We start from the raw sequence: 24458 nt of genomic DNA on the forward strand, positions 1-24458 counted from the left end.
TGTGTTGAACGGCACATCTTTTTATTCTGCAGCCTTTTGTTGTCTAACTGCGTCATCTTCCAAAAGATGCCTGTTGTCGTGTAAATACTGAATAGCGGCTTTTCGGATCGTTAATCCAAAACCGCATAAGAATTGTTCTGAATGCGGGCGTGTCTTATCACACCCTGCGGATATGTCTTCTATATACTTCTCATATGACAGCAAAATAGTATCGATAAGAGTAGAAACGCAGCTTGCCGGCAACAAATCAGCGAACATTAACTTTGTAAGAGCTTCTGACCTGAATTTATCGGGTGCCGGGATGGTCTTCAGCTCTTCAATGAAGGTTTTTTGTCCTTCGGGCGTGATGGAATAAACCTTCTTGTTGGGCCTTTTGTCTTGTGTCTCTTCCCGACACGAAACAAGACCGTCCTTCGTCAGTTGCTGTAATGCGGGATAGATTGAACTAAAACCAGCATCAAAAACTTGACTGAAACGATTCTCAAAAGATTTTTTGATTTCGTAGCCAGACGCATCCTCAAGTGTGAGAATGCCCAAGCACAGGGTTTTTACATTCATCGAATACCACTACACACAATAAATTTTCGACATGAATTCCGGCTTTGATCCATCAATGCGCCAAACGGATCTATATGTCGGATTGATATAATGGTCGCAGCATTACGATCTGATTAAAATCTGTCTGTGACACGCATCACGAAGCAGTGGTTGTTGTTGTTTTTATATGTGAATATTTGCTTTTTTAGTGTTTGGCTGCGGATCGACGGCAGGTCTTTCTCGAAAAACAGCAATGAAGATCGGGATATCGACACAGCTTGTTATTCGCGCGGGGGCGATGTCGTACACACGAATCATCCCCAATCATCCTAATTGGAGGGGGCGCCTTCCTGTTATTCAGACCGTCAAATATGTTTTAGGGGTGAAGCGAGGGGGCGTTCATTCTTTGTGCAAATAACCTTGATAAGAGAAGGTTCGTGATTTGCTACCTGAAAGCTTGTCGCGTTCGGCACTGTTTGCACCATGACAACGAACAGGACAGCAAGAAAACACAAAGTCAGGGTCGTCAATGTTTTCAGATACATGATTTTGTCCTCGTTGAACAATTGATCCGGTCATCGGATTGTTAAACGATAGGGTCAAAACATGCCTAAAATGTGGCGAAATCGGGAAAATTATTGGAATAAAACAATTTTTAGTCTTGGTGGGCTTTCCGCCGGGCGCGCAGGGTTTTTATAACGGCGAGTTTTTCTTCATTGGACAAATGAATCCAGCCCCCAATTTCCAACCGTGTTCGAAAGCAGCCAACACAATATTCGTTGGACATATCCATTGAACAGACACCCGTGCAAGGGGACGGGATGTCTGGCAGATTGCCGCGTTTTATGACTGTTCTATGCATCACGGACCTTTCTTTTCTGTGTCAGATAGGATTTTCTCCAACGCATTCAACGGTAACATGACACATATATGGCGGCTTTTATGATCTTTTACGGGCTCAAAATACGCAAGCTTTTCCCACGTCAGTTCATTTTTGGTTGTCTCGCCCGACAGCAATGCCGTGACTTCGGCCCGTATTTTCTGGACATCTGAAAGGCTTAAGCCAATAGCATTTTCTGAGAGTAACGATGCAGAGGCCTGACACAGCATACAGGCCCTGTTTTCATGAGCAAGCTCGGTAATCCGGCCATCTTCAAGCTTGATCTGAATGGTTATTCGGTCACCACATGTGGGGTTGTCCATGGTACTTTCAGCGTCAGGATGTTCAAGCGTGCCGGCACCATGGGCATTTGCAGCCAGTCGCATCAGGTTTTTTTGGTAGAGTTCTTCAATCACAATTTACTCACTTCTTCAGGGCCGCAAGGTTTAGTAGAATTTCCGGTGTATCGATATCAGCGAAAATACTGGGACTATCAATTTCCACCGTATGGACCTGACTTTCATTGTCATTAATCAAGGCTTTAGCGCCCATATCCCCGGAAATAACAGAAATTTCATCCGCATATTGGCTTGAAATCAGGACTGGGTTCCCCCGTTTTCCTGATACTGTTGGAATAACGATGGAGCGCCCTTCCTCAGGATCAAACTGATCGATCAGCTGGTTCAGAATTTCAAACGAAACAAAGGGCATATCCCCAAGACAAACAAGAACACCGTCGTAATTTTCGGATAATACTTGAAAACCCAGTTTGAGGGATGTGGACAATCCGTCTGCGAAATCAGGATTATGGACGCTTGGAATATCAATATCCCAGACACTTTTCATAACGCTATCCGCTTCATGGCCAGTGACCATCAGGACGTGGTCTGCCTTGCTGGCCAATGCCTGCTCTGCCACATGTCGGATCATGGGCTTACCCTCTATCAAGGCCAGCAATTTGTTGTTTTTTCCCATGCGTCTGGATTGTCCTGCCGCGAGAAGAAGGACTGCAATTTTTGTTTTTTTCATTTGAGTACTCGTTCGCTTTCCGGCACGAGGTTGCGGGCGGCTGGCGATTTCTTTTAATAGCCCGCCTTCACCCATTCCCATAATATCGTCGGCTGTAACAGAAAGGCCGGCAAGAAGGCGTTCCATAATCCAGTCGAACCCATTTAGCTTGGGCGAGCGGCTACATCCGGGCAGTCCTATAATCTGGCAGTCGTCGGATTGTCCCAGCAGCAAAAGGTTTCCCGGGTCAACAGGCATACCGAAATGGTCAATCTGTCCGTTGGATTTTGTAATGGCCGTTGGAATGATATCCCGGGTATCAGTGATCGCGGAGGCCCCGAAAATCATGACAAGGTCGCATCCTTTGTCCTTCAGACTGACGATGGCATCAGCAAGGGCATCTTCATGATGGTCACATTCCAGACGTTCCGAAATTTGATTGTTACAGGCTAAAAGACGGGCCTCCAGAACCTTTTCAGACTTTGCGACCAGCTTGTCGGACGTTCCTTTCAAGCGGGTCGAGATAACCCCGATTTTCCGGGACAGGAACGGGTGGACCGCTAGCAGGCGCGTGTCCTCCTGGTCGGCAAACTCGGTTGCCTGATCGATGGCTTCTGTTCGCGTTGAAAAGGGTATTATTTTTATGGTCGCCAGCATTTGGCCAGCATCCACTTTGTCATAATCTTTGACGGTGGCAACCGTAATGGAGGGATCAATCCGGTTGATCTTGTTCAGTAGGGTACGGTTGATACGGGCAATACCGGCTTTTTGCGCATACAGGTTGCTTCTGCCTGTAAAAGGTGGTTTAGCACTTACATTCTCGCCTGTGAAATGACCGGCCAGAATCTCTGCGGCCTCGTCTTCAATAATGTCACCAGGTTCAAGCTTCGCTGCAAGCACCGTTTCATGGCCGGCTGCTGCGATTTGTTTTAGCGTTTGCTGGTCCAGAAGGTGACCTTTTTTAAGCATGCCTTCTGGTCCCAAATCAACAGCATGGGCAAGGATCGCCCCATCGGCGCTTGAAAGGGGTAAACGTGCAAAGATCATTTCGTCGGTTTTCCGCGAAGACAGGCTGTCATTTCCGCCATGATGGAGATTGCAATCTCAGCAGGGGACTGCGCCCCGATATCCAATCCGACAGGGCCATGAATGCGGGCTAAATGATCGTCAGAAAAACCTTTCTTGGTCAACCTGTCCCGACGTTTGGCATTTGTCCGAGTGCTGCCCAAAGCGCCAATGTAAAAGACATCAGACGATAACGCGCTTTCCAAAGCCGGGTCATCAAGTTTAGCGTCATGGGTGAGGGTTACGATGGCAGAGCGGCGGTCCGGACGTAGTTCAGCTAACGCTTCATCAGGCCAGCGGTCGTCCAGTTTTATCTCGGGAAATCGAAAATCAGATCCAAAACTGCGGCGCGGGTCAATGACGGTGACATCATACGCCGCGGCGGCGGCCATAGGGGCTAGTTTTTGAGCAATATGAACGGCACCAACAATGAAGAGCCTAAGAGGAGGATTAAAAATATTAAGGAAGACAGGGCCATCCTCGGTCTCGACTTCCCGTGGTTTATCATTTCGGAGGGCCGTGCGGGCCTCGTTCAGTAAAACACTGTCTTCTGCCGTTTCAAACGGATGTAGAAGCTGGCTTTTCCCCGTGGATAATATGGTTGCCAGAACAACCTGCTGTTTTTTAAGTCTGGCTTGCTGAAGTTCCTGGAGTAACGTGATGTCCATATATCTTGCTCTTAATTTAGGGTCTCAACAAAGATCCGTATTTTACCGCCGCAGGCAAGTCCAACTTCCCAGGCCTCATCATTGGAAACGCCAAATTCAAGTGTCTTTGATCCCCCGGTTTCCATGAGAGCGAGAGCTTCCTGTATCACGGCCCCTTCAACACACCCGCCGCTGACGGACCCAACCATATTACCAGCCTGATCGATTGCCAATTGACTGCCCATTGGGCGCGGTGCGGATCCCCAAGTTTGAATGACGGTCGCAAGGGCAACATTTTTCCCGTCTGTTTTCCAGCTTAATGCTGCTTGGATCACATCGTCTTTGTCGGCCAAGTCCAGTTGTGTGTTCATGTTCCATACCTTTCATTGGCGGATTGAGGGCGTTCAGGGGCGGATAATATCTCCGCAAGGTCGGCTAAACTTTGCAGATTATGAACCGTTCTGAAGATATCCACGTGGGGCAGGATCATTTTAATCCCTTTTGCTTTTGGTTCAAACCCGTCATATCGCAGCAGAGGGTTTAGCCAGATCAATTGACGACAGGATTTATGAAGACGCTCCATTTGTATCCCCAAATCATCACCGGTATCCCGGTCCAGTCCATCCGAAATGAACAGAGTCACAGCGCCCTGACCTAAAACCCGGCGGGACCAGAATTTGTTAAACTCGGCAATTGTCGCCCCAATCCGTGTTCCTCCGGACCAGTCTTCGACCCGTTCGCTGACGGCGTCCAAGGCCTCATCCACGTCCCGGTAGCGCATATATCGTGTAATATTGGTAAGACGGGTCCCGAAAACAAAGGTATGAACGCGATCGCGATCGTTGGTCAGCGCATGCATAAAATGCAGAAGCATTCGGCTATATTGGGTCATCGATCCCGAAATATCACACAGAATAATAAGCGGGGGATGACGCCGGGCAGGCGATCTGAACCGCAAAGGAATGATGTCGCCGCCAGAACGCTGAGACGCCCGGAGTGTCCGCCGCATGTCGACTTTGCCAATTCGTTGGTTGGGTTTGAGCCGCCTTGTTTTTACTTCCCGAATAGGCAGCCGGAGTTTCTGAAGGGCTTTCTTCGCCTGCTCCAGTTCTTCCACGCTCATGCTTTCGAAGTCTTTTTCCTGCAACAGTTCGTTGTCTGAGGTGGTGAGTTCAGCATTGATCTCGATTTCCTCGCCTTGATCCTCTGTTGCGCTATCTGGTGCTTCTGATGGGGCAAGCGCCTGTGACAAACGTTTGGAAATTTCGTCTTCATCGCCTTTCACTTTGTCCAGATAGGTGGTTGGCAGCATCATATCCATCATCTTCTTCAGGATGTCCGGATTGCGCCAGAAGATATGAAAAGCCTGATCAAATAAGGGCCATTGATCGTGGCGGTTTACAAACACGGAATGCAGCGTCCAGTAAAAATCTTCGCGTCGTTCAAGTCCGGCACATTCCACAGCTTTAATGGCTTCAATCACGCGGCCGGGGCCCACAGGAATACCCGCTCGCCGCAAGGTGCGTGCGAAATGCAGGATATTCTCGGCAAAGGTGCCGTGTTCTGTAAAGCTGTGCTCTGTCATAGGGTCTTTATTCTGACGTTTAATGAAGCATCCTGGAAATGATCGCAATCACTATATCTTGTGTTTGGTTGATGAATGCCCGTTCTGCTGTGCAAGAACCGAACGCATATTCTTTTGTTATGGTTTATCCAAAACTCCGGCATTTTTGAGCCTACAGAGGCTGGATCAACTGATTTCAAAAATTTGTCGCGGACGGCGAAAAATGATAGGCATTGCTGCCGATATATGGGCTTGCAGAGGATCGGTAAACCGATCTGGTCAGGCACCTTTCTGTTCCATCTCGCTATTGATCTGATCGATGATGCTGGCCGCTTCGCTGCCTTGTACGCGGGCGATATCATCTTGATATTTCAAGAGAACGCCCAGCGTGTCATTTATAACATCGGGATCCAATGACATAACGTTCAGTTCGGTCAGGGCATTTGTCCAATCAAGGCTTTCTGCAATTCCGGGAAGTTTAAATAAGCCCGGATCCTGACGAAGTTTCTGGACAAAGGCGACGATCTGCTCCGAAAGCCGTGCATCGGCGCCCGGAAGCTTGCGTGCCAAGATTTCTTTTTCGCGCTCAGCATCAGGGTAATCGACCCAGTGATATAAACAGCGGCGTTTTAAGGCATCATGAATTTCCCGGGTTCTATTCGATGTTACAATAACGATGGGAGGTTCTTCGGCTTTGACAGTCCCCATTTCCGGGATTGTTACCTGAAAATCGGATAACACTTCCAAAAGATATGCTTCAAATGGCTCGTCAGTGCGGTCCAGTTCATCAATTAATAAAACTGGGGCACCGGATCCAGTATTTTCCAAAGCATTCAACAGCGGGCGTTTAATCAGAAATTTTTCGGAGAACAGATCATTGGCCAGCTTGTCTTTTTCTGCTGTATCTGTCGCTTCGGCCAGTCGAATTTCAATCATCTGACGGGCATAGTTCCATTCGTACACAGCAGAAGAGACATCTAGTCCTTCATAACATTGCAAACGGATCAGTGGTCTGTTCAGCTGTTCAGCCAGAACCTTGGCGATTTCAGTTTTTCCGACGCCGGCTTCTCCTTCCAAGAACAGGGGGCGGCCCATTTTTAATGACAGGAACAGAACGGTGGCGAGGCTGCGATCAGCGACATAATTTGCATTTCTAAGTAAATCATGAACGGCATCGATAGAGTTTGGAAGCGGCGTGGGCATAATCTTTTGCGGTATCCTCTGACTGAAAATTTCAAGATCTTTCTTGACGGCCCGACGGTGTCACCCCGTTAACACCAAGTGCAGGAAAAGGGGAAGCGAACTTCCCCTTTTAAATTTTAAAACCCGTATCTTAGGACGCGGCGTCTGCTGCACGCGCCGCCATGACGGATATCAGGTTTGACCGATACTCGGCTGAGGCGTGGATATCTGAGTTCAAACCGGATGGGTCTGTTTTAATGCCAGACACGGCGCTTCCACTGAAATTCCCATCAAGTGCGGCTTCCATATCACTCTGGCGGAAGACAGAAGGGCCTGCACCAGTGACAGCAACACGGCTTCCGGACGCTGTCTTGGCGACAAAGACACCAACAAGCGCAAACCGTGACGCCGGGTTTGGAAATTTGGCGTAGGCCGCTTTTTCCGGAGTTGGGAAAGTTACTTTGGTCACGATCTCGTTTTCTTCCAACGCGGTTTCAAACAGATCGACAAAGAAGGCTTCCGCGTCAATGGACCGCTTGTTGGTATGAACCGTTGCGCCTAATGCGACCAACGCTGATGGATAATCAGCAGCTGGATCATTATTTGCAATGGATCCACCAATTGTACCGCGGTTGCGAACCTGCGCGTCGCCAATTCTGGACGCCAGATCAGCAAGGGCTGGGATTGCATTTTTAACATCGGTTGAGGTTGCAACTTCGGCATGGGTTACCATGGCACCAATTGATACCTCGCCGCTATTTGCTGAAATCCCTTTCAGCTCGGCAATTCCACCAAGATCGACAAGTTTGTCTACTTGTGCCAGGCGCAGTTTAAGAGTAGGTAGCAAAGATTGCCCCCCTGCGAGGAATTTGTCATCCTCACCTGTCATCCCAGCGGCATCATTAATCCCCGAAGGGCGTTCATAATCGAATGAATACATAATCTATCTCCCTTCTCAGGCGTTTTGTGCGGCGCGCCAGACTTTTTCTGGTGTCGCCGGCATGTCTATCTCTTTACCAAGGGCGTTGGTAATCGCGTTCATCAAGGCTGCAGGCGCTGCAATCGCACCGGCTTCGCCGCACCCTTTTACGCCTAGTGGGTTGCTAGGGCAGGGGGTGTTTGTGGCTTCAACCTTGAAGTTTGGCAAGTCATCGGCCCGTGGCATACAATAATCCATGTAGGATCCGGTCAATAACTGACCACTGTCATCGTCATAAACGACGCCTTCCAGCAATGCCTGACCAATTCCTTGAGCAACACCACCATGCACCTGACCTTCAACGATCATTGGGTTGATGATGTTTCCGAAATCATCCGCAGCGGCCCAGTCGACGACGTCAACGACCCCGGTATTCGGATCAATTTCAACTTCGGCGATATGAGTACCTGCGGGGAAGGTGAAGTTCAACGGATCATAAAACGCATTCTCCGCCAAACCGGGCTCAAGATCTTCAGGATAGTTATGCGGAACGTAGGCTGCGAATGCAATTTCACCAATTGTCAATTGCTTGTCTGTTCCTGCGATTGAAAAGACACCATGCTCGTGCTCAATGTCATCGGCAGATGCTTCCATCAGATGCGCCGCAATTTTCTTCGCTTTGTCGACGATCTTGTCGGCCGCTTTCACAATCGCAGAACCGCCAACGGCGAGTGAGCGGGACCCGTAGGTTCCCATACCAAACGGTACTTTTGTTGTGTCACCGTGAACAACTTCAACACTTTCAAAAGGCACGCCAAGTTTTTCGGCGATCAGCTGCGCGAAGGTCGTTTCATGACCTTGCCCGTGGCTGTGACTGCCTGTGAAGACTGTAACGGAACCTGTTGGATTAAAACGAACTTCCGCGCTTTCCCAAAGGCCAACTCCAGCACCCAGTGAACCAACCGCAGCAGACGGTGCGATACCGCAGGCCTCAATATAGGCGGCTGAACCAATGCCCCGAAGTTTACCATTGGCAGCAGATTGCGCTTTACGGGCTTCAAAGCCGGAATAGTCAATCATGTCCTTGGCGGTTTTCATTGTCAGCGGATAATCACCTGAGTCATAGGTCATGATGACAGGCGTTTCATACGGATAGGCATCCGGCTGAATGAAGTTTTTCATCCGCAGTTCTGTAGGATCCATATTCAGATCACGGGCGGCGCGTTCCATCATCCGTTCAACCACATATGTGGCTTCAGGACGGCCAGCCCCACGATAGGCATCAACAGGGGTGGTATTGGTAAAACCAGCCTGAACCTCTGCATAAATACACGGCATCTTATACTGACCGTTCAGCAGGGTGGCATATAGATAGGTTGGAACCGCAGAGGCGAATGTGGACAGATAGGCGCCCATATTGGCTTTTGTTGCGACCCGGAACCCTAAAATATGGCCATCATTGTCAAACGCCATTTCAGCGTGTGTCGCATGATCACGGCCATGGGCGTCGGTCAAAAAGGCTTCTGAGCGATCAGAGGTCCATTTGATCGGGCGACCTACTTTTTTAGAGGCCCAAATGGTTGTTGTTTCTTCCGCGTAAACAAAAATCTTGCTGCCGAAACCACCGCCAACGTCCGGAGCAATTACCCGAAGTTTATTTTCAGGCGCAATCGCGACAAATGCAGACAGGATCAGGCGGGCAACATGAGGGTTTTGACTGGTGGTGTATAGGGTATATTCGCCCGTTCCCCTGTCAAATTCGCCAAGTGCGGCTCTGGGTTCCATTGGGTTAGGCGCCAACCGATTATTGATCAGGTCCATTTTCGTGATGTGAGCGGCGTTGGCAAAGGCGGCCTCTACAGCGTCTTTATCTCCAATTTCCCAGTCATAACATTGATTGTTGGGCGCTTCTTCATGAATTTGCGGTGCCCCCGCGGCGAGTGCTTTTTGAATGTCTGTAACAGGTTGCAATTCTTCGTAATCAACATCAATCAGTTCAGCTGCGTTCTTTGCCTGCTCAACTGTTTCTGCGACAACAAAGGCCACCTGATCGCCTACATGTTTAACTGTATCGACTGCCAGACATGGGTGAGGAGGGGCAGCATGCGGGCTACCGTCTTTGTTATTGATGCCCCAGCCACAAATCAGGCCACCAACACCGTCGGCTGCCATATCGGCCCCAACAAATATATCCACAACGCCCGGCGCAGATTTCGCTTCGGACAGATCGATATTCTTAATTCTTGCAAATGCATGGGGTGAGCGCAGGAAATATCCGTAGGCTTGCCCAGCTTTGTTAATATCGTCAAGGTAGTTGCCGTTACCGGTGATAAACCGTTGGTCTTCTTTTCTTTTAACGGATACGCCTATTCCATTTTCGACTGACATTGATCACCCTCCCATATTCTCCGAAGCTGCTTTTACAGATTTGACAATGTTGTGGTAACCGGTACAGCGACAAATGTTGCCTTCCAGTTCCTCGCGGATTGTCTCTTCGCTTGGGTTCGGGTTCCGATTGACCAGATCAACGGCGCTCATAATCATTCCCGGTGTGCAAAAACCACATTGCAATCCATGATTTTCCTTAAAGGCTTCTTGCATAGGGTGAAGATTGTCGCCATTGGCAAGCCCTTCGATTGTTGTGACGTCTGCGCCTTCGGCTTGTACGGCCAGCATGGTGCAGGATTTCACGCTGCTGCCATCAACATGGACAGTACAGGCACCACATTGGCTGGTATCACATCCAACATGGGTTCCTGTCAGCCTTAGATTTTCCCGGATGAATTGTACAAGAAGTGTGTTCGGATCGACGTCCGCTGTTACATTCTTGCCGTTCACCGTCATTGTAACGGTTGTCATTTGAATCTCCTCCCTAGCTCAAATTTTCGGCCCAATTTTCTGGGTCATTTTCTGCCGTAGACGGATTTTTTATCCGGTGACTACGATCGATTTTTTAAGTTTCATATTCTTTGTCTGTTTGGTCAAGAAAAGAAGCATGAATAATCTGTGATTGTGATCGCGTCCTGACGTTATGCTTTCGTCAAAAAGTATATAACGGCAACGATAGCGATTGCGGCCGGGATCAAAAAGGATGGTTTCATCCATCCCGGTTTATCAGATGTGTCTGATGCTGACATCGGGGCGGATTGATCCTGAGATAGTGGGCCATCAGATTGCGGTACAGAGGTCTGAGCAGCGGCGTCCGGCTCCTGTGCCACAGCATCTTCAACCAGTGGAGTTTCCGCTTCTGCAGGCTGGCTCACCAATTCATTGAATTTGGTAAAAAACTCGCCAGCCAGTTTCTTTGCCGTGCTGTCAATAAGCCGTGATCCGATTTGCGCCATTTTACCCCCAACAGACGCGCGAACGTCATAGGAAAGTAGGGTTCCGCCATCGGTTTCCGTCAATTTGATATCAGCACCGCCTTTACCAAAGCCCGCAGCGCCCCCTTTTCCTTCGCCTGTAATGGTGTACCCATTGGGGGCATCCATGTTGCTGAGTGTGACCTGCCCTTTAAAGGTTGCTTTTACCGGACCGACCTTCACTTTTACCTTCGCGGCGAAAGATGTATCGCCATCTTTTACAACCTCTTCACAGCCAGGAATGGCTTGACGCAAGATTTCCGGATCATTCAAAGCGTCCCATACAACTGTTCTGGGGGCGTTGATCAGTTCTTCGCCGCTCATTTCCATGCGGATACCTCAATTTTTATAATCTGGATTAATGACTGGATTTCGACTTCTTTAACCTTAACCATGACTGGCATACTCTGCAAGAGGTACAACTAACTGATCGTTCAAAAATGTTATTTTTATCATCCGGAATCGAACGGTCAGCTAATCCTGTTAAGGGGCAATTAACCATTAGAAACTATGGTAAGCACGGATTATTTCTAAAAAGGAAACAGTGATGCGTCCAGCGATCCGATCAACATTTGATATTGTTGCCTGGCTTGGTGAAAGAGGAGGGCAGTCAGGTACTGCACTCAAGCCTCCCTTTTTGATGCAAATTCTTTATCTTTCACAGGCACTCTATGCCAGCGAACATAATCAGGCGAAATTAATGCCGGCGACATTCCTTGCAACGGATGCCGGGCCGATCGAACCGGATCTTTTTCTCGCTCTGGAACAGGGAATATCTGTAGATGCGGCTGTCGCACCTGCGGATCATGTGGAAGAAGTCCTTATCGCGGTTTGGGATGCCTATGGTCAAAGCGATCAGGAAGAGTTACGCACAGCGCTTGCATCAGATAGCGCCATCAAACTTGCAACCAAGCGTGGACGGAATTCTGAAATACTGATCGACGAAATGGCAGCGGCGTATCCGGGGGGGCTTTCCAACTTTAAAGGGCAAAGCCGGGTCAGTCAGTTCCCAGATGGTTCGCCCTATAGCGTAAAACATTCTAATCTGGATGCTGTTCCTTCTGATAAACAGGAAGTCCGCTTTACCGCCGATGGAAGGTCTGTCACCCGTTGGGTTCCGAAAAAACGGATTAAATCGTCAGATCTTTCCTAGCTTTTACCAAATCTCTTTTTCAGTGCAGCGCAATGATCCTTAAAAGGCGTTGCATCCGTGATCCACACCAGGTCGTATTCCGGAAACGGATCACTTAATGTTGCCTGATCCGTGTCTTCAATAAGGCCTAGAACCTGTATCGATTTGTCTTTTGCTTGCTGCGATAGATAATAGGGAACGCCTCTATCTTTTCGGACATGTCCATTTCCGGCAATCAGGAAAGCAGTTGTGCCCTTGATATGCTCGGCTAACTGGCGGGCCATTAGTTTATCCCGTGCAATCTGGATATTACTCATGGGTTGCAGGGCGTCATCGGGCAACAAATCGCAATGGCTGCTTTTTATATCCGCATTTAATTGCGCCATTTTAGCAGGATCGAGACTGTCAAGAGCATCTTTGCGGGCAATCATCTGTTTGCGGATTTCAGATTTGGGGTAATTGCCATAGACCATACGGGCGCCGACTTTTTGAGCCTGTTCAAGCAGAGGACCGTAAAATGTCCAGTCGGGCCAGCCGGAAGCCTCCCAATTCAAGGCTTCTTTCAAAGCAGAATAAGGCAGGTCACCCGCCATAAATCGATCGATAATCGGTTGCTGTTCCTGATTGATCATTTCAAAGACGACGACATCGTCTTTTTTGAGCAATTTTTGTAGTAAGGCCAACTGCACATTATGATGGTCGGGATTATCGTGCTTTTCCCCGATCAGAATAAAATCGGCATCCTGTAAACGGGTTGCAATTTTTCCGTTTTCTAAGGCAACACGGGCATTTGCGACAGTATCACCAGAGGGTGCAATCATGCGATCACTTGGTGCACAGGCTGCAACAGACAGCAGTAACAGGGGGAGAAGCAGTTCTTTCATGGCCATGCCTTACAGGTAAGCGACAACGACGACAAAGCCGAAGATCGCCAGGATAACAGAGACTGCAACACCGGACGATGTTGTCCGGGAAAGCATAGCGCCATTGCCATGGGTTTGTTGCGCAAAGGTAATCACAGACGCGACGATGTTTTTTCCCATTTCAAGGATCCACGCCCAAGCAATGTCGACATTTTTACCCAGCCATAGGAAAAACTGTTTCCCCAGTTTGCGATAGAACCAGTCGGTGTCCAGATTTCTGGTATTTGCAACAATCGGGTATACCCCCAATCGAACTGCCAAGGCAAAACCGAGAACAGCAAAAATTATCATTTGCAACTGGGTCACAACATGGCTTGCCGTATATACTTCATATTCGATTGCATAGGGCAGCAGGCTGAAGAATTTTTCTGGAAACAGTCCGGCGCCGATAGCGATGCCCCCCAAAATGGCCATCGCAAGGATCATATGCATGGGGGCTTCAGACAGGGATGTGCCGTTGTCTTTGCCAAAAAAGCCAAGAGCTGGAATTTTAATCCCGACATTGTCAATGACGGCAATTGCAGCAAATAACATGACCAGCCAAAGAAGAACGAGTTTGCCGTCCAACGCGGCAGATAAAATCAGGGATTTGGATGCAAAGGCGCCCGTCAGGGGCATGGCCACAATGATCATGGCGCCTAATATCGCGAAAAATGTCGTTATTGGCATGGATTTATAAACCGCCCCCAATTCCGAAATTTTTGCCGTTCCGGCCCGGTAAAGAACCGCACCGGTCGCCATGAATAACAGGCAGGTATAAAGGATGCTGATGACAGCATGGGCGGCGACACCGTTCAGGGCAAGTTCGCTGCCAATCCCGATCCCGATTACCATGAAGCCCTGTTGACTATTCATGGAATAAGCCAGGGTGCGCCGTAGATCATTTTCAAGCGTTGCATGAACGATCGGGAAAATGACCATAACCGCGCCGATCCAAAGCAGCAGATCGACACCCGGAAAAGCCCGTGCAAGGGCATAAATGGCAAGCTTGGTGGTAAAGGCGGACAGAATGACTGTTCCGGTGACTGTGGCCTCAGGATAACTGTCCTGAACCCAATTGTGTAGCAGCGGGAAGGCCGCCTTGATGCCAAAAGCAATCAGGAAAAACCAACTGGCGGCGCTGCCAAATGTCATTGTTGTGAACGCAACCGTTCCTGTTTCGCCAAAATACAAAACAACGCCGCACAGGAGAAGAACGCCGGATGTAACCTGGATAATCAGATAACGGATACCGGCATGATAAGAACGCTCAGTACGGCTCGCCCAGATTAAAAAGACACTGGAAATTGCTGTCAGTTCCCAATAGGAGAAAAGGGTAATCAGATCACCAGCAAACACCGCCGCGATGGCCGAGCCTGCATATATCAGGGTCGCCATCTGTTGTTGAGTATCTTTGACATGCAGGGAATAGAGCAAGCCTGCAAACGCCGCCACATGAAAAATCAGCCCGAAAATTCGGGAAAGTGGATCAATATGGGTCATGACCAGTTTCATGCCCATTATGTCAACTTCGCCCCAGCTGCCAAGCCCCAGACTTACCATTTGTGCAAGACCAAGTACGGGAAGCGCCAGAAGCAGGATATACCGGATGAAACTGGATGTGAAAGGCACGATAAACGCGCCCAGAATCAGGATCAGTCCCGGATTAAGGCCGTCAATCATAATAGTCCTCCTTCCGTGCAAGGAAGGTTTGAACCCCTTTGGCAACCGCAATTAGCAGGAAGAAGACCGTCATGGAGTATAAGCCATAAAAGACAGGGATCTCTTCTACCTCCGTATAGGGATGGGGGTGATAAAACAACTCAAACAATGCCAGAATGTCAGGCAAGGCAATCAAGGCAGCCAACCCAAAAAGAACATAAAGAAGTCTGTCTGAAATATGTGTCATGTCTTTGACCTCACGGTTTCAGAATAGGCATGATTGCCTGGTAAATGGGATCGATCAATACGAACAGGGCGATGCAGGCCAGTGCAGTTAATGCAGGGGGAAGCACACACAATATCGGGGCCTCCTTGACATTTTCCCAAGACAGGAAAGATCGCTCTTCGCCAATCTTCACGACGGGATCTTTTTGACCCAACGGAGAATAGAAAAAGCCTCTGACGACAATAGGCATCAAATATCCGATATTCAGCAGCGAGCTGACAAGAAGCACAAATAATATGATCAATTGGTCCGCTTCATACGCGCCCAGCATGATGTAGAACTTGCTCCAACTTCCGCCCAGCGGAGGAATGCCAATGATACTGAGGGAGCCGATAAAAAAGGCAAGGAAAGTGATGGGCATTTGACGGCCCAATCCGCGCATATCCTTGATTTCGGTTCTTTTGGTAGCGGTGTAAATCGCACCCGCACAGAAAAACAAAGTAATTTTACCAAAGGCATGCATCACGATTTGCAAGGCACCGCCTGCAACAGCCGCGGGGGTCGCCAGTGATGCCGCTACGACAATATAGGCCAATTGGCTGATTGTAGAGTAGGCAAGCCTGGCTTTCAGGTTGTCTTTTGTTAAGGCAACGACAGAGGCGGCGATCAGCGTGTATGCGGCGATCCAGGTGAGCCATTCGGCGGTTCCGGTTTCGGTCAGGAAATCGATGCCAAAGATATATACAATCACCTTTAAAACCGAAAAAACGCCAGCTTTAACAACGGCCACGGCGTGCAACAGCGCACTGACCGGTGTTGGCGCTACCATGGCGGACGGTAACCAGCGATGGATCGGCATCAAGGCCGCCTTGCCAATGCCATACATGAACAGGAACAGCAGAACGCCTGCAATTCCGGCGCTTACATGGCCATCAAGTATACCGCCAAGGGTAAAGTCAGTGGTTCCCGTCAGCGTCCATGTCCAGATAATGGCCGGCAAAAAGAGGCCAATGGAAGTACCCAGCAGAATACCCAGATAAATGCGACCGCCTTTTAAAGCCGCTGCATTTCCTTTATGGGTGACCAACGGATAGGTCGACAGGCTGAGAACTTCATAAAAGACAAATAATGTGAGCAGGTTTCCAGAAAACGCGATCCCCATGGTTGCGGCGATTGCAATGGTAAAGCAAACATAGAACCGGGTTTGTTTTACTTCATTATTACCGCGCATATATCCGATGGAATACAGCGAATTGATAATCCAGAGCGTGGATGCCACAGCGGCAAATGTCATGCCGAGAGGTTCAACCTTCAACGTTAGTGCGAGACCCGGTAAGAACTGGATCAGTTCAAATTCCGGTCGTGCGCCGTCCAGAATATGCGGCAGGATGACTAAAATATTCGCAAACAGAATACCGGCGGTTGCTAAAGTGATTGTATCACGCAAGTTCGGAAGTTTATCAGATAAGGCAACGCCGACACCCCCAATCAGGGGAATGAGCAGGGCGATAAAGATATGGGTTTCCAGTGTGTAAATCATGGCTGGCCTCCCATCAGGAATTTGGCCGCCTGTTCGGCATAACCAACCGGCATACTCGTTTCAATTCCAAAATAAATCATACCCAATACAAACAACCAGATCGGAACAAGCATTGTCCAAGGGGCTTCGCCTGTGGCTGCACCTTCGGGAGAGGGTTTGAAATACATCTGTTCAACAACGCGCCAGATATAAATGACAGCCAGCAGGGATGAAATGAGCATGCTGATTGCAAGGGCGTATCCCAACAGATCACCCCGTTCAAGGACTGCCTGCAACAAATACCATTTACTGATAAAGCCAGGAGTAAGAGGAACCCCGATCAGGGAAAGCCCGCCCAGAACAAACGCCATTGAGGTTAGCGGCATCCGTTGCCCAATTCCGGCAAGGTCGCTGATCTGCGTGCTTTGCATACGGAAGAACATCGCGCCCACCGCAAGAAACAGTCCTGTCTTCACAATGGCATGGTTGAAAATATGAAGGATACTGGCTGTCAAACCAGACTCGCTGGCAAGCGCGATAGCAACCGTCATATATCCTAATTGGGCAACACTGGAATAGGCCAACAGACGCTTTAGGTTGTCTTGAAAAACTGCCACAACAGACATGCTGAGGAATGCTGCAATCCCAAGCGGCATCAACAACTCAGAGAGACTGACAATCTCGAAACTGAAATCCACTCCAAAAATCGTGAAAATAAAGCGGATCAGCAAATAGACAGACACCTTGGTTGCGGTTCCGGCGAAAAACGCGGTTACGATATTTGGCGCATAGGCATAGGCGTTTGGCAGCCAGATATGGAACGGGAACATCGCCAGCTTGATGGCGATACCGATGATCAAAAAGCCAACCGCCGCCCGCACAGGTCGGGTGTCGGCAATCGTATCAAACTGGGCGGTGATCTCGGCAATATTCAATGTACCGGTCATTAAATACAGCATGCCAACGCCGATCAGAACAAAGGTCGCGCCGATGGTACCAACAATCAAATACTGAAAGGCGGCTGTCAGGGCGCGACGATCATGCGTAACGCCCATTGCGATCAGGACATAAGAGGAGAGGGAGGTAATCTCGAGAAATACAAAAATGTTAAAGGCATCTCCTGTGACCGTTATCCCCATCATTCCTGTTAAGGCAAGCAGATAAGCTGCGAAAAACAGACCAAGATGCTTACTGGAGACTTCTGACGCGATGCTCTCTTTTGCATATAAAAGAACGCCAGTACTGATACCACTGATGATCAGCATGACAAATGCGCTAAGCGGATCCGCGACATACTCAATTCCCCAAGGAGGTGGCCATCCGCCTATATGATAGGAAACAGGTCCAAACTCTGACACATGAAGCAAAAGATCAAAGCTTACATAAAAGGAAAGCCCACTCAAAATCAGGGTCAGAAGCCACGGGAATGTCGTACCGCGCATCAATGCACATACTGGCGCACCAAGCAGCGGGATAATAATCGCCAGAACGGGCGCATGGGACATCAAACCAGTCATATTAACGCTTTTCCTCCTGAAGGAGGATTTCGTCCTCGTCAATTGTACCGAAGGTCTCTTTAATCCTGACAACAAGGGACAATCCAAGGGCTGTGGTTGCAACTCCAACCACAATTGCGGTCAGGATCAGAACGTGGGGCAAGGGGTTTGAGTAGACGATGTCAGGGCGGTCAGCGATCAAGATCGGGGCTGTTCCCAGATCAATCTTGCCCATTGTGATGTAAAACAGGAAAACCGACACTTGAAAGAGCGAAAGACCGATCATTTTTTTGATCAGGTTGGTACGGCTCATTACCGTAAAGAGACCGATAACAAACAGGATCACAAATATCCAGTAATTGAAGTTTTCAAATAACATTCCGCCGCCCCTAATTCACGTCTTCACCGCGACCTTCGGCACGCCCGGCAAATCCATAAAAGATTGCCAGCATTGCCGCGGTCACTGTAATGCCGACGCCAAGCTCAACTAATAGAATGCCCAGATGCTGCCCAGCAACCGGATCAGAGGATAGGACGTTGTAGTCCAGGAAATTTCCGCCGTTCAGCATACTTACAACCCCCACGCCTCCATACAAAAGGACACCCGCAACGATGAGATATTCGACCGCGCGCGTCGAGAGGATCTTTTTTGTCAGATGCAGGCCGAAGATAAGGGAATAAAGGATAAACCCGGCGGCCATCATGACACCGGCCTGAAAGCCACCGCCCGGCCCAAAGTCACCATGAAACTGGACATATAACGCGAAAATCAAAATAAATGGGATTAACAGCTTAGAGACTACATGGGGCACCAGATCGTGGGGGCTGCCCAGCTGTTCTTTTGACTCAACCCCAGTGCCATCATCTGCATTTTGTTCGTTTTCAGAAACTGTTTCAGCGTCAGCATCCGAGCCGTCTTCCAATTCGTCTTCCTTGCGGCGGCGTCTTTGACCCAGAATAATCAAAACGCCGATGCCTGCTGTGAAAACAACCGTTACCTCACCAAAGGTATCAAAGCCGCGATAACTTGCCAGAACGGATGTTACAATATTTGGAATACCGATTTCCTGGCCGCTTTTGTTGATAAACCGATCCGTAAGTTTGCTTGTTTGAACAGGCGTTTCAGCGGATCCGATAATCGGCATTCTGTCATCCAGCGTGGCATAGACAAGAACACCGCCAACAGCCAGCGACAGAAACAGGGGAAGCGCGCTTTTCTTGAGGGATACTTTTTCCTGTGATCCTACAAGAGCCAATGTTCCCAAATACAAAACCGTACTGATACCGGCGCCAACCGCCGCCTCGGTAAAGGCTACATCAACGGCATCCAGCGTAACGAAAAGAAGGGCCATGATGAAACTTAAGGCCCCCAGAAGCATCGTCGCCACAAATAGATTGCGCACGTACAAAACCGCCAACGCACTTGCCACCAGTAGCAGCATCAGAAAGATATCCGTGAACTCCTGCATCATTCCGACGCCTCGTTTTTATCTGAAGGCAACACAGTTGTGTCCAGTTTGGGTTTCAGTCCTGCGGTAAACGCCGCCTGAGCCAGGGCGTAAGTGGCCGTTGGGCTGGTGAAAAACAGGAAAACGACAATAAATCCCAATTTGACAGTAACCAACGTAAAGCCGCTTTGCAGGGCCAGGCCTGAAAAAATAAGCAAGGTTGCCAGAGTGTCCGCCATACCGCCCGCATGTATACGTGTATACAAGTCAGGAAAACGAATAAGACCCAGACCGGTCATCAGAACAAGAACGCATCCTGCCAGCATCAGAGCCCAGGTCGCGATTTCCACAATCATTTCCATCAGCGATCTCCTTTGGGAGTGCCGGACAGACCTCCGCGCAAAGTGCCAAATTTGAAATATTTAAGGACAGCCAAGGTACCAATGAAATTCATGAGCGCATAGACAAGAGCCAGATCCAGAAAGTCCGGCCGTCCGTTCATAAACCCGACGACGGCAATCAAAAGAACTGTTTTGGTGCCGATGGCGTTGACTGCAAGAATCCGATCATAAGAGGTAGGGCCCATGATGGCCCGGGCGAGGGCCATTGCAACGCTCACTAGAAGCGCAATTGCGGTTACGACAAAAATACTCATTCTTCACCCATCAATCGAGTTACCCTGCGATCCATGTCGCCTGATTTAACACCATCCGCGGTCCCTTTGGTGAGGGCGTGAACCATAACGGTGTCATCATGAAGATCGACTGTCACCGTTCCCGGGGTCAACGTGATGGAGTTTGCGTAAATGACTTTTGCCAAATCGCTTTTCTGTGTGAGTTTACTGCTGAAAAAACTGGGGTTCAGATATTTTTTCGGAAACAGGACGCATTTTGCAACATCGATGTTGGCTTTAGTAATTTCCAGCCATAGCCACGCCCAATAGGAAAAAATCTGGGGGCCCAAATGAACAGGATGCCCTTCGCGATCCAGAACATCCATGCGTCTTGCAATAATCGTAACCAGAATACACGACGCGATTCCGAAGCCAATTGTCATCGGTGTGTAGATCCCTGACAACAATAGCCAGACAGCCATTAGAATTGAAATCAGGCTGATAATTTGCAAGACATGTTCCTTATCCCTGTCAGGCTTGGGGCCTGTTTGTTTCGAATTGTATGTTTGTGACCGTGTATGCCATGCGACGGTCAAGGCTGCAAGCGCAATGGCGCGAAACGATCCCTGTTTGTTGCAACAACACCATATCTGGTCGGTTGGTCCCCTTTTTGTTCTGATAATAAACTAAACGTAGTCCCGTACTATTCAAGAGGCGGCCCTCTAAAAAAAACCAGAAACACGCTCGAACAATGTGGAGATTTAGTTGCCGATTGAACAAAAGGATCCTGAAAGTCTGGATTTTGCCTTTTTTTAACGACTAAAAAGCCGGATTTTCGCGGATTTATCTTTGTTTAAGGTTAATCAAATGTTGAACTTTAGAGAGTTGTCATGTTAAGCTCGTTGTCTTGTTGGGTGTGTGTGAATAGGGCGGGAGTAATCTATGTCAGCAAAAGTTGAACCACTAAGAAACGAAGAAGATGTTTCTACTCCAATTGAACCCAAGGAAGAATCGTTTGAATTAAAAGGGCGTGTTAAATGGTTTAATACCGTAAAAGGATTTGGCTTTTTAACGCCTGAGAATGAACCTGGGGACATTTTTCTACATCTTTCCTGCTTAAGGGAAGCAGGTCATGAATATGTTGCAGAAGGTGTGACGGTAAGCTGTGAGGTTGTGCGGAGAAACAAAGGGTTGCAGGCCCTTAAGATACTGGATATCGATACGTCTACCGCTGTCCCATTTCAGCCAAGACCGGCAGAGCCGAGCAATGTGACGAACCATCCTGCTATTGAGCCGACTGGCGACTTTGTGGAAGCTGAAGTGAAATGGTTTGACCCGGTCAAGGGCTATGGCTTTTTGACTCAGGGTGAAGGTACTCAGGATATTTTTATTCACATGGAAACCCTTCGTCGCGAAGGGGCTTTGCCAATTCAGGCCGGTCAGCGCCTTAAAATTCGAACAGGTGATAGTGATAAAGGGCCGCAAGTTGCTCAGATCGATGTGAATTCGCCTTAAACTTCCTGTTCGTTCGCGATAGGGGTCGTCTCTCATAAAAAATTGAGCCGCCCACCGTTTTCAGGTGGACGACCGCAATATAGTGACGTTGTTTTCGGTATGCTAGGATCTTTATTTGATTTCTATAGCATACGCGTCCACGGGGCCTGCTTTTTTGATCAGGTCAGATTTTACAAGGAATTTTGCGAACCGGTCATACCGGTTGCTATCCAATGCAGCAGGGCGCAGGGCAAAACGCGGCAATGTGTCTCTCCAGGCCCGGCGGTTCAGCTCATCATCCAGCTCTTTGTTGTTTTTGATAAACAGTTTCCACGCTTCATCAGAATGATTGATGATATATTGCGTGGCTTCTTCCAGACTGGCAATAAACGGCTTGAACCTCGGGTCGTCCAGATTTTCAGAATTTGCAACTACGATTAATTCATCATACGCGGGTACACCTTCTTCTTCTGGATAAAAGGCTTTGCCCGGATGACCTTCGATATCCATCTGGTTCAATTCGAAATTCCGAAAGGCCCCAATCACAGCATCGACTTGCCCTGCAAGAAGGGATGGGGAAAGGCTGAAATTGACGTTGATAAGTTCGATGTCAGAAAGGGAGAGGCCATGTTTGGAGAGCATGGCACTCAAGAGAGCATCTTCAAAACCGCCAACAGAAAACCCGACTTTCTTCCCTTTAAGATCAGCAAGGCTTTTAATCGGTCCTTTTTCAAGAACGACAAGACTGTTCAAGGGCGTTGCGACCAGAGTTGCAATCCTTTTAAGAGGAAGACCTTCTGCAACTTGAACATGAAGTTGCGGCTGATAGGAAATTGCGAGGGGTGCTTTTCCGGCGGCTACCAGTTTCGGTGGATCATTAGGGTCGGCTGGGGCAATTAGTTCCACATCCAGACCGTTTTTCGCGAAAATACCTTTTTCTTTGGCAATAATCAGCGGAGCGTGATCCGGATTGACAAACCAGTCCAGAAGGACCGTCAGTTTTTCATTTGCTGTTGCTGCTTTCAACGGCACCATAAGGGCCAATAAAACCAGTAAAAATCTAAATTTCATAAGGGAAGCTCCAAAGTCTATGGGTCTAAGAATTGTCGGGTTGCCACGACAATGCGTGGCGTAAAAGATAATCCATGAGGTAATAAAGGCTGATGGCCATCAAGGTCAGGGTGAACAGACTTGCAAAGAGAAGGTCCGTCTGCATTCGGCCATTTGCATGCAGCATCAGATATCCCAGCCCGGATGACGAACCAACCCATTCACCAACGACTGCGCCAATGGGCGCAACAGCCGTAGCAATGCGCATCCCGGATGCCAGCGCCGGTAAGGCAAACGGGACGCGAATGAAGCGGTACTGCCGATATATTTTGATAAAGCGAAAGGATTTCTGGGACTGCTGCATTAAGTCCGATAGATCCATCCAGGTTGGTGGCGTACGGTTTAATCCATCCAGGAAATTGACGGTGACCGGAAAGTAAATAATGAGGGTCGCCATAACGATTTTGGATGACATCCCGTAATCCAGCCAAAGTACCAACAACGGGGCAATGGCGAAAACCGGGACCGCCTGACTGGCAATTAACACCGGCATGATCCACTGACGGGCCGGGCGGTGCATGGAAATCAGCAATGCAGAGATGATCCCCAGAGCAATTCCGATGATCAGGCTAAGAATGATCTCGGTGGCTGTGGTGAGGGCATGTTCAAAGATAATGTCATACCGATTTACGAAACTGAAGAAGACCTGAACGGGCGTAGGCAAGATAAATTTGGGGAGATCCGTTGCCCAGACGATCAGGCTCCATATTCCTAACAGTCCGCCCAAGGTTATAAGAATTCGGGTAATCCTCATATTTGATCCTCTTGGGTCAGGCCCAGCATGCTCAGGATCAAATTTAACCGCTCTCGCTGTTCTTCGGTCGTTGGCAGGCGCGGTGGCTCTCCGTCCATATGCAATACCGGAGACAGCAGGACGGGATTGCCAGCAAGCACAAAAATATGATGGGACACACGAATGGCTTCCATCGGGTCATGGGTGATCATTAAAACGGTTCGGCCTTTTAGAAGTTTGACCAGAAGCGCCTGCAAACGGTGACGGGTGATCGCATCCAATGCTGAAAAAGGCTCGTCCACCAAAACAATAGGATGATCATTCATAAGGGTGCGGGCCAGCGCAACACGCTGACGCATTCCTCCTGATAGTTGATCGGGCAGGACATGGCCATGATCTTCCAAACCGACAGCCTTGAGGATTTCCCCGGCGCGCGATACGTCCGGACGTTGGCCATTCAGCCGATTGGAAATTACGACATTGTCCAAAACAGAGGCCCAGGGAAGAAGTAGATCCTGTTGCCCCATATAGGCAACCCGACCCCTTAGTGGCTTGTTATCGCTGGCTGATATGTGACCATCCTCCTGAATTGGAAGAAATCCGGCAATACTTTTAAGCAGGCTGGTTTTTCCAACACCGCTCGGACCCAGTAAACAGGTCGTTTCCCCGCCTGCGAGGGTGAAATCAATGTTTTCAAGAATGGATTGGCCTTGAAAGGCGATGCGGGCAAGTCCAATATGAAGAGAGGGAGCGGAGGTCGCGTCGATACTCTTACCCCCTTCACGTGACTGAGGGGGCGGCAAATCGGCCGATTGGTTTTTCGGCGTGATAGAAGTGTCGTCAACAACCATTATCTCGTTCCTACGCAGGTTCTAGCCTGATCAGGTAAAAGGGGTCGTTCCGACATGGAACCTCTCAGCACGATGGCTCCCCCCGAGTAGCCGTCATCATAAGGAAGA

Annotated in this window: 28 protein-coding genes and 1 riboswitch; of the genes, 2 read left to right on the top strand and 26 right to left on the bottom strand. The window is 48.9% G+C overall.

What is annotated here, in order from left to right:
* Nucleotides 1-21 precede the first annotated feature (21 nt).
* From OIR97_RS08985 to OIR97_RS09045, 13 genes are all read right to left on the bottom strand, one after another.
* Nucleotides 22-558: a PadR family transcriptional regulator gene (locus OIR97_RS08985; protein WP_169545321.1), complete on the bottom strand. Its 537-nt coding sequence runs from the start codon at nt 556-558 to the stop codon at nt 22-24.
* Between the two features lie 344 nt (nt 559-902).
* The gene (locus tag OIR97_RS08990; RefSeq protein ID WP_169545322.1) at nt 903-1082 is read right to left on the bottom strand and encodes a hypothetical protein; all 180 of its coding nucleotides are present in this window, start codon (nt 1080-1082) and stop codon (nt 903-905) included.
* A gap of 110 nt (nt 1083-1192) precedes the next feature.
* On the bottom strand, nt 1193-1399 hold the full coding sequence (locus OIR97_RS08995) for a DUF1289 domain-containing protein (RefSeq protein WP_169545853.1): 207 nt from the start codon (nt 1397-1399) through the stop codon (nt 1193-1195).
* Nucleotides 1399-1833: an iron-sulfur cluster assembly scaffold protein gene (locus tag OIR97_RS09000; protein ID WP_169545323.1), complete on the bottom strand. Its 435-nt coding sequence runs from the start codon at nt 1831-1833 to the stop codon at nt 1399-1401. Before OIR97_RS09000 ends, OIR97_RS08995 begins: the two co-directional genes overlap by 1 nt.
* 7 nt (nt 1834-1840) lie before the next feature.
* Nucleotides 1841-3472, bottom strand: coding sequence for a molybdopterin-binding/glycosyltransferase family 2 protein (locus OIR97_RS09005; protein ID WP_267177810.1), 1632 nt, complete (start codon nt 3470-3472; stop codon nt 1841-1843).
* The gene (locus OIR97_RS09010; RefSeq protein WP_267177811.1) at nt 3469-4158 is read right to left on the bottom strand and encodes an XdhC family protein; all 690 of its coding nucleotides are present in this window, start codon (nt 4156-4158) and stop codon (nt 3469-3471) included. Before OIR97_RS09010 ends, OIR97_RS09005 begins: the two co-directional genes overlap by 4 nt.
* Nucleotides 4159-4169: 11 nt before the next feature.
* Complete coding sequence (locus OIR97_RS09015) at nt 4170-4508, bottom strand: XdhC family protein (protein ID WP_267177812.1); 339 nt, start codon at nt 4506-4508, stop codon at nt 4170-4172.
* Nucleotides 4505-5722, bottom strand: a complete 1218-nt coding sequence (locus tag OIR97_RS09020; protein WP_267177813.1) for a vWA domain-containing protein — start codon at nt 5720-5722, stop codon at nt 4505-4507. The genes OIR97_RS09015 and OIR97_RS09020 overlap by 4 nt, the downstream gene beginning before the upstream one ends.
* A 258-nt stretch (nt 5723-5980) precedes the next feature.
* The gene (locus tag OIR97_RS09025; protein WP_267177814.1) at nt 5981-6904 is read right to left on the bottom strand and encodes an AAA family ATPase; all 924 of its coding nucleotides are present in this window, start codon (nt 6902-6904) and stop codon (nt 5981-5983) included.
* Between the two features lie 130 nt (nt 6905-7034).
* Nucleotides 7035-7823, bottom strand: a complete 789-nt coding sequence (locus OIR97_RS09030) for an FAD binding domain-containing protein (RefSeq protein ID WP_267177815.1) — start codon at nt 7821-7823, stop codon at nt 7035-7037.
* Nucleotides 7824-7838: 15 nt separating this feature from the next.
* The gene (locus OIR97_RS09035) at nt 7839-10190 is read right to left on the bottom strand and encodes a xanthine dehydrogenase family protein molybdopterin-binding subunit (protein WP_267177816.1); all 2352 of its coding nucleotides are present in this window, start codon (nt 10188-10190) and stop codon (nt 7839-7841) included.
* A 3-nt stretch (nt 10191-10193) separates the two neighbouring features.
* Nucleotides 10194-10661: a (2Fe-2S)-binding protein gene (locus OIR97_RS09040; RefSeq protein WP_267177817.1), complete on the bottom strand. Its 468-nt coding sequence runs from the start codon at nt 10659-10661 to the stop codon at nt 10194-10196.
* A 170-nt stretch (nt 10662-10831) separates the two neighbouring features.
* Complete coding sequence (locus tag OIR97_RS09045) at nt 10832-11494, bottom strand: SRPBCC family protein (RefSeq protein ID WP_267177818.1); 663 nt, start codon at nt 11492-11494, stop codon at nt 10832-10834.
* 217 nt (nt 11495-11711) lie between these two features.
* Between OIR97_RS09045 and OIR97_RS09050 the strand changes: the two genes are divergently transcribed.
* Nucleotides 11712-12317 carry a Panacea domain-containing protein gene (locus OIR97_RS09050; RefSeq protein WP_169545325.1) on the top strand — a complete coding sequence of 202 codons (606 nt, stop codon included), beginning with the start codon at nt 11712-11714 and terminating at the stop codon, nt 12315-12317.
* On the opposite strand, the gene OIR97_RS09055 is transcribed toward OIR97_RS09050, so the two are convergent.
* From OIR97_RS09055 to OIR97_RS09100, 10 genes are read right to left on the bottom strand one after another with little or no spacing between them, the layout of a single operon-like run.
* Nucleotides 12314-13180, bottom strand: a complete 867-nt coding sequence (locus tag OIR97_RS09055) for a ChaN family lipoprotein (RefSeq protein WP_169545326.1) — start codon at nt 13178-13180, stop codon at nt 12314-12316. The genes OIR97_RS09050 and OIR97_RS09055 overlap by 4 nt on opposite strands.
* Nucleotides 13181-13189: 9 nt before the next feature.
* Nucleotides 13190-14881 (bottom strand): Na(+)/H(+) antiporter subunit D, encoded by a 1692-nt coding sequence (locus OIR97_RS09060; RefSeq protein ID WP_169545327.1) that lies wholly within the window; start codon nt 14879-14881, stop codon nt 13190-13192.
* The gene (locus tag OIR97_RS09065; protein WP_169545328.1) at nt 14874-15107 is read right to left on the bottom strand and encodes a hypothetical protein; all 234 of its coding nucleotides are present in this window, start codon (nt 15105-15107) and stop codon (nt 14874-14876) included. The genes OIR97_RS09060 and OIR97_RS09065 overlap by 8 nt, the downstream gene beginning before the upstream one ends.
* Before the next feature lie 10 nt (nt 15108-15117).
* Complete coding sequence (locus OIR97_RS09070; protein WP_169545329.1) at nt 15118-16626, bottom strand: proton-conducting transporter transmembrane domain-containing protein; 1509 nt, start codon at nt 16624-16626, stop codon at nt 15118-15120.
* Nucleotides 16623-18122 (bottom strand): monovalent cation/H+ antiporter subunit D family protein, encoded by a 1500-nt coding sequence (locus OIR97_RS09075; protein ID WP_219821704.1) that lies wholly within the window; start codon nt 18120-18122, stop codon nt 16623-16625. Before OIR97_RS09075 ends, OIR97_RS09070 begins: the two co-directional genes overlap by 4 nt.
* 1 nt (nt 18123) lies before the next feature.
* Nucleotides 18124-18480, bottom strand: a complete 357-nt coding sequence (locus OIR97_RS09080; RefSeq protein WP_169545330.1) for a cation:proton antiporter subunit C — start codon at nt 18478-18480, stop codon at nt 18124-18126.
* Between the two features lie 10 nt (nt 18481-18490).
* Nucleotides 18491-19573 (bottom strand): Na(+)/H(+) antiporter subunit B, encoded by a 1083-nt coding sequence (locus OIR97_RS09085; protein WP_169545331.1) that lies wholly within the window; start codon nt 19571-19573, stop codon nt 18491-18493.
* Entirely contained in the window at nt 19570-19911 is a 342-nt protein-coding gene (gene mnhG, locus OIR97_RS09090; RefSeq protein WP_219821705.1) for a monovalent cation/H(+) antiporter subunit G, read from the bottom strand. Before mnhG ends, OIR97_RS09085 begins: the two co-directional genes overlap by 4 nt.
* Nucleotides 19911-20204 carry a monovalent cation/H+ antiporter complex subunit F gene (locus OIR97_RS09095; protein ID WP_181017913.1) on the bottom strand — a complete coding sequence of 98 codons (294 nt, stop codon included), beginning with the start codon at nt 20202-20204 and terminating at the stop codon, nt 19911-19913. The genes mnhG and OIR97_RS09095 overlap by 1 nt, the downstream gene beginning before the upstream one ends.
* Nucleotides 20201-20674, bottom strand: a complete 474-nt coding sequence (locus OIR97_RS09100; RefSeq protein ID WP_169545332.1) for a Na+/H+ antiporter subunit E — start codon at nt 20672-20674, stop codon at nt 20201-20203. Before OIR97_RS09100 ends, OIR97_RS09095 begins: the two co-directional genes overlap by 4 nt.
* 430 nt (nt 20675-21104) lie before the next feature.
* Between OIR97_RS09100 and OIR97_RS09105 the strand changes: the two genes are divergently transcribed.
* Nucleotides 21105-21677, top strand: coding sequence for a cold-shock protein (locus OIR97_RS09105; protein ID WP_169545333.1), 573 nt, complete (start codon nt 21105-21107; stop codon nt 21675-21677).
* 111 nt (nt 21678-21788) lie between these two features.
* Here the strand turns inward: OIR97_RS09105 and OIR97_RS09110 are convergent, their stop codons facing one another.
* The 3 genes from OIR97_RS09110 to OIR97_RS09120 form a co-directional block, all read right to left on the bottom strand.
* Nucleotides 21789-22727, bottom strand: a complete 939-nt coding sequence (locus tag OIR97_RS09110; protein WP_169545334.1) for an ABC transporter substrate-binding protein — start codon at nt 22725-22727, stop codon at nt 21789-21791.
* A gap of 25 nt (nt 22728-22752) precedes the next feature.
* Nucleotides 22753-23520, bottom strand: a complete 768-nt coding sequence (locus OIR97_RS09115) for an ABC transporter permease (RefSeq protein ID WP_169545335.1) — start codon at nt 23518-23520, stop codon at nt 22753-22755.
* The gene (locus tag OIR97_RS09120) at nt 23517-24350 is read right to left on the bottom strand and encodes an ABC transporter ATP-binding protein (RefSeq protein ID WP_169545336.1); all 834 of its coding nucleotides are present in this window, start codon (nt 24348-24350) and stop codon (nt 23517-23519) included. Before OIR97_RS09120 ends, OIR97_RS09115 begins: the two co-directional genes overlap by 4 nt.
* Nucleotides 24341-24443: riboswitch (TPP riboswitch) on the bottom strand. It overlaps the preceding gene by 10 nt.
* Nucleotides 24444-24458: the final 15 nt, after the last annotated feature.

The sequence above is a fragment of the Sneathiella aquimaris genome, assembly GCF_026409565.1.
Taxonomy (GTDB): domain Bacteria; phylum Pseudomonadota; class Alphaproteobacteria; order Sneathiellales; family Sneathiellaceae; genus Sneathiella; species Sneathiella aquimaris.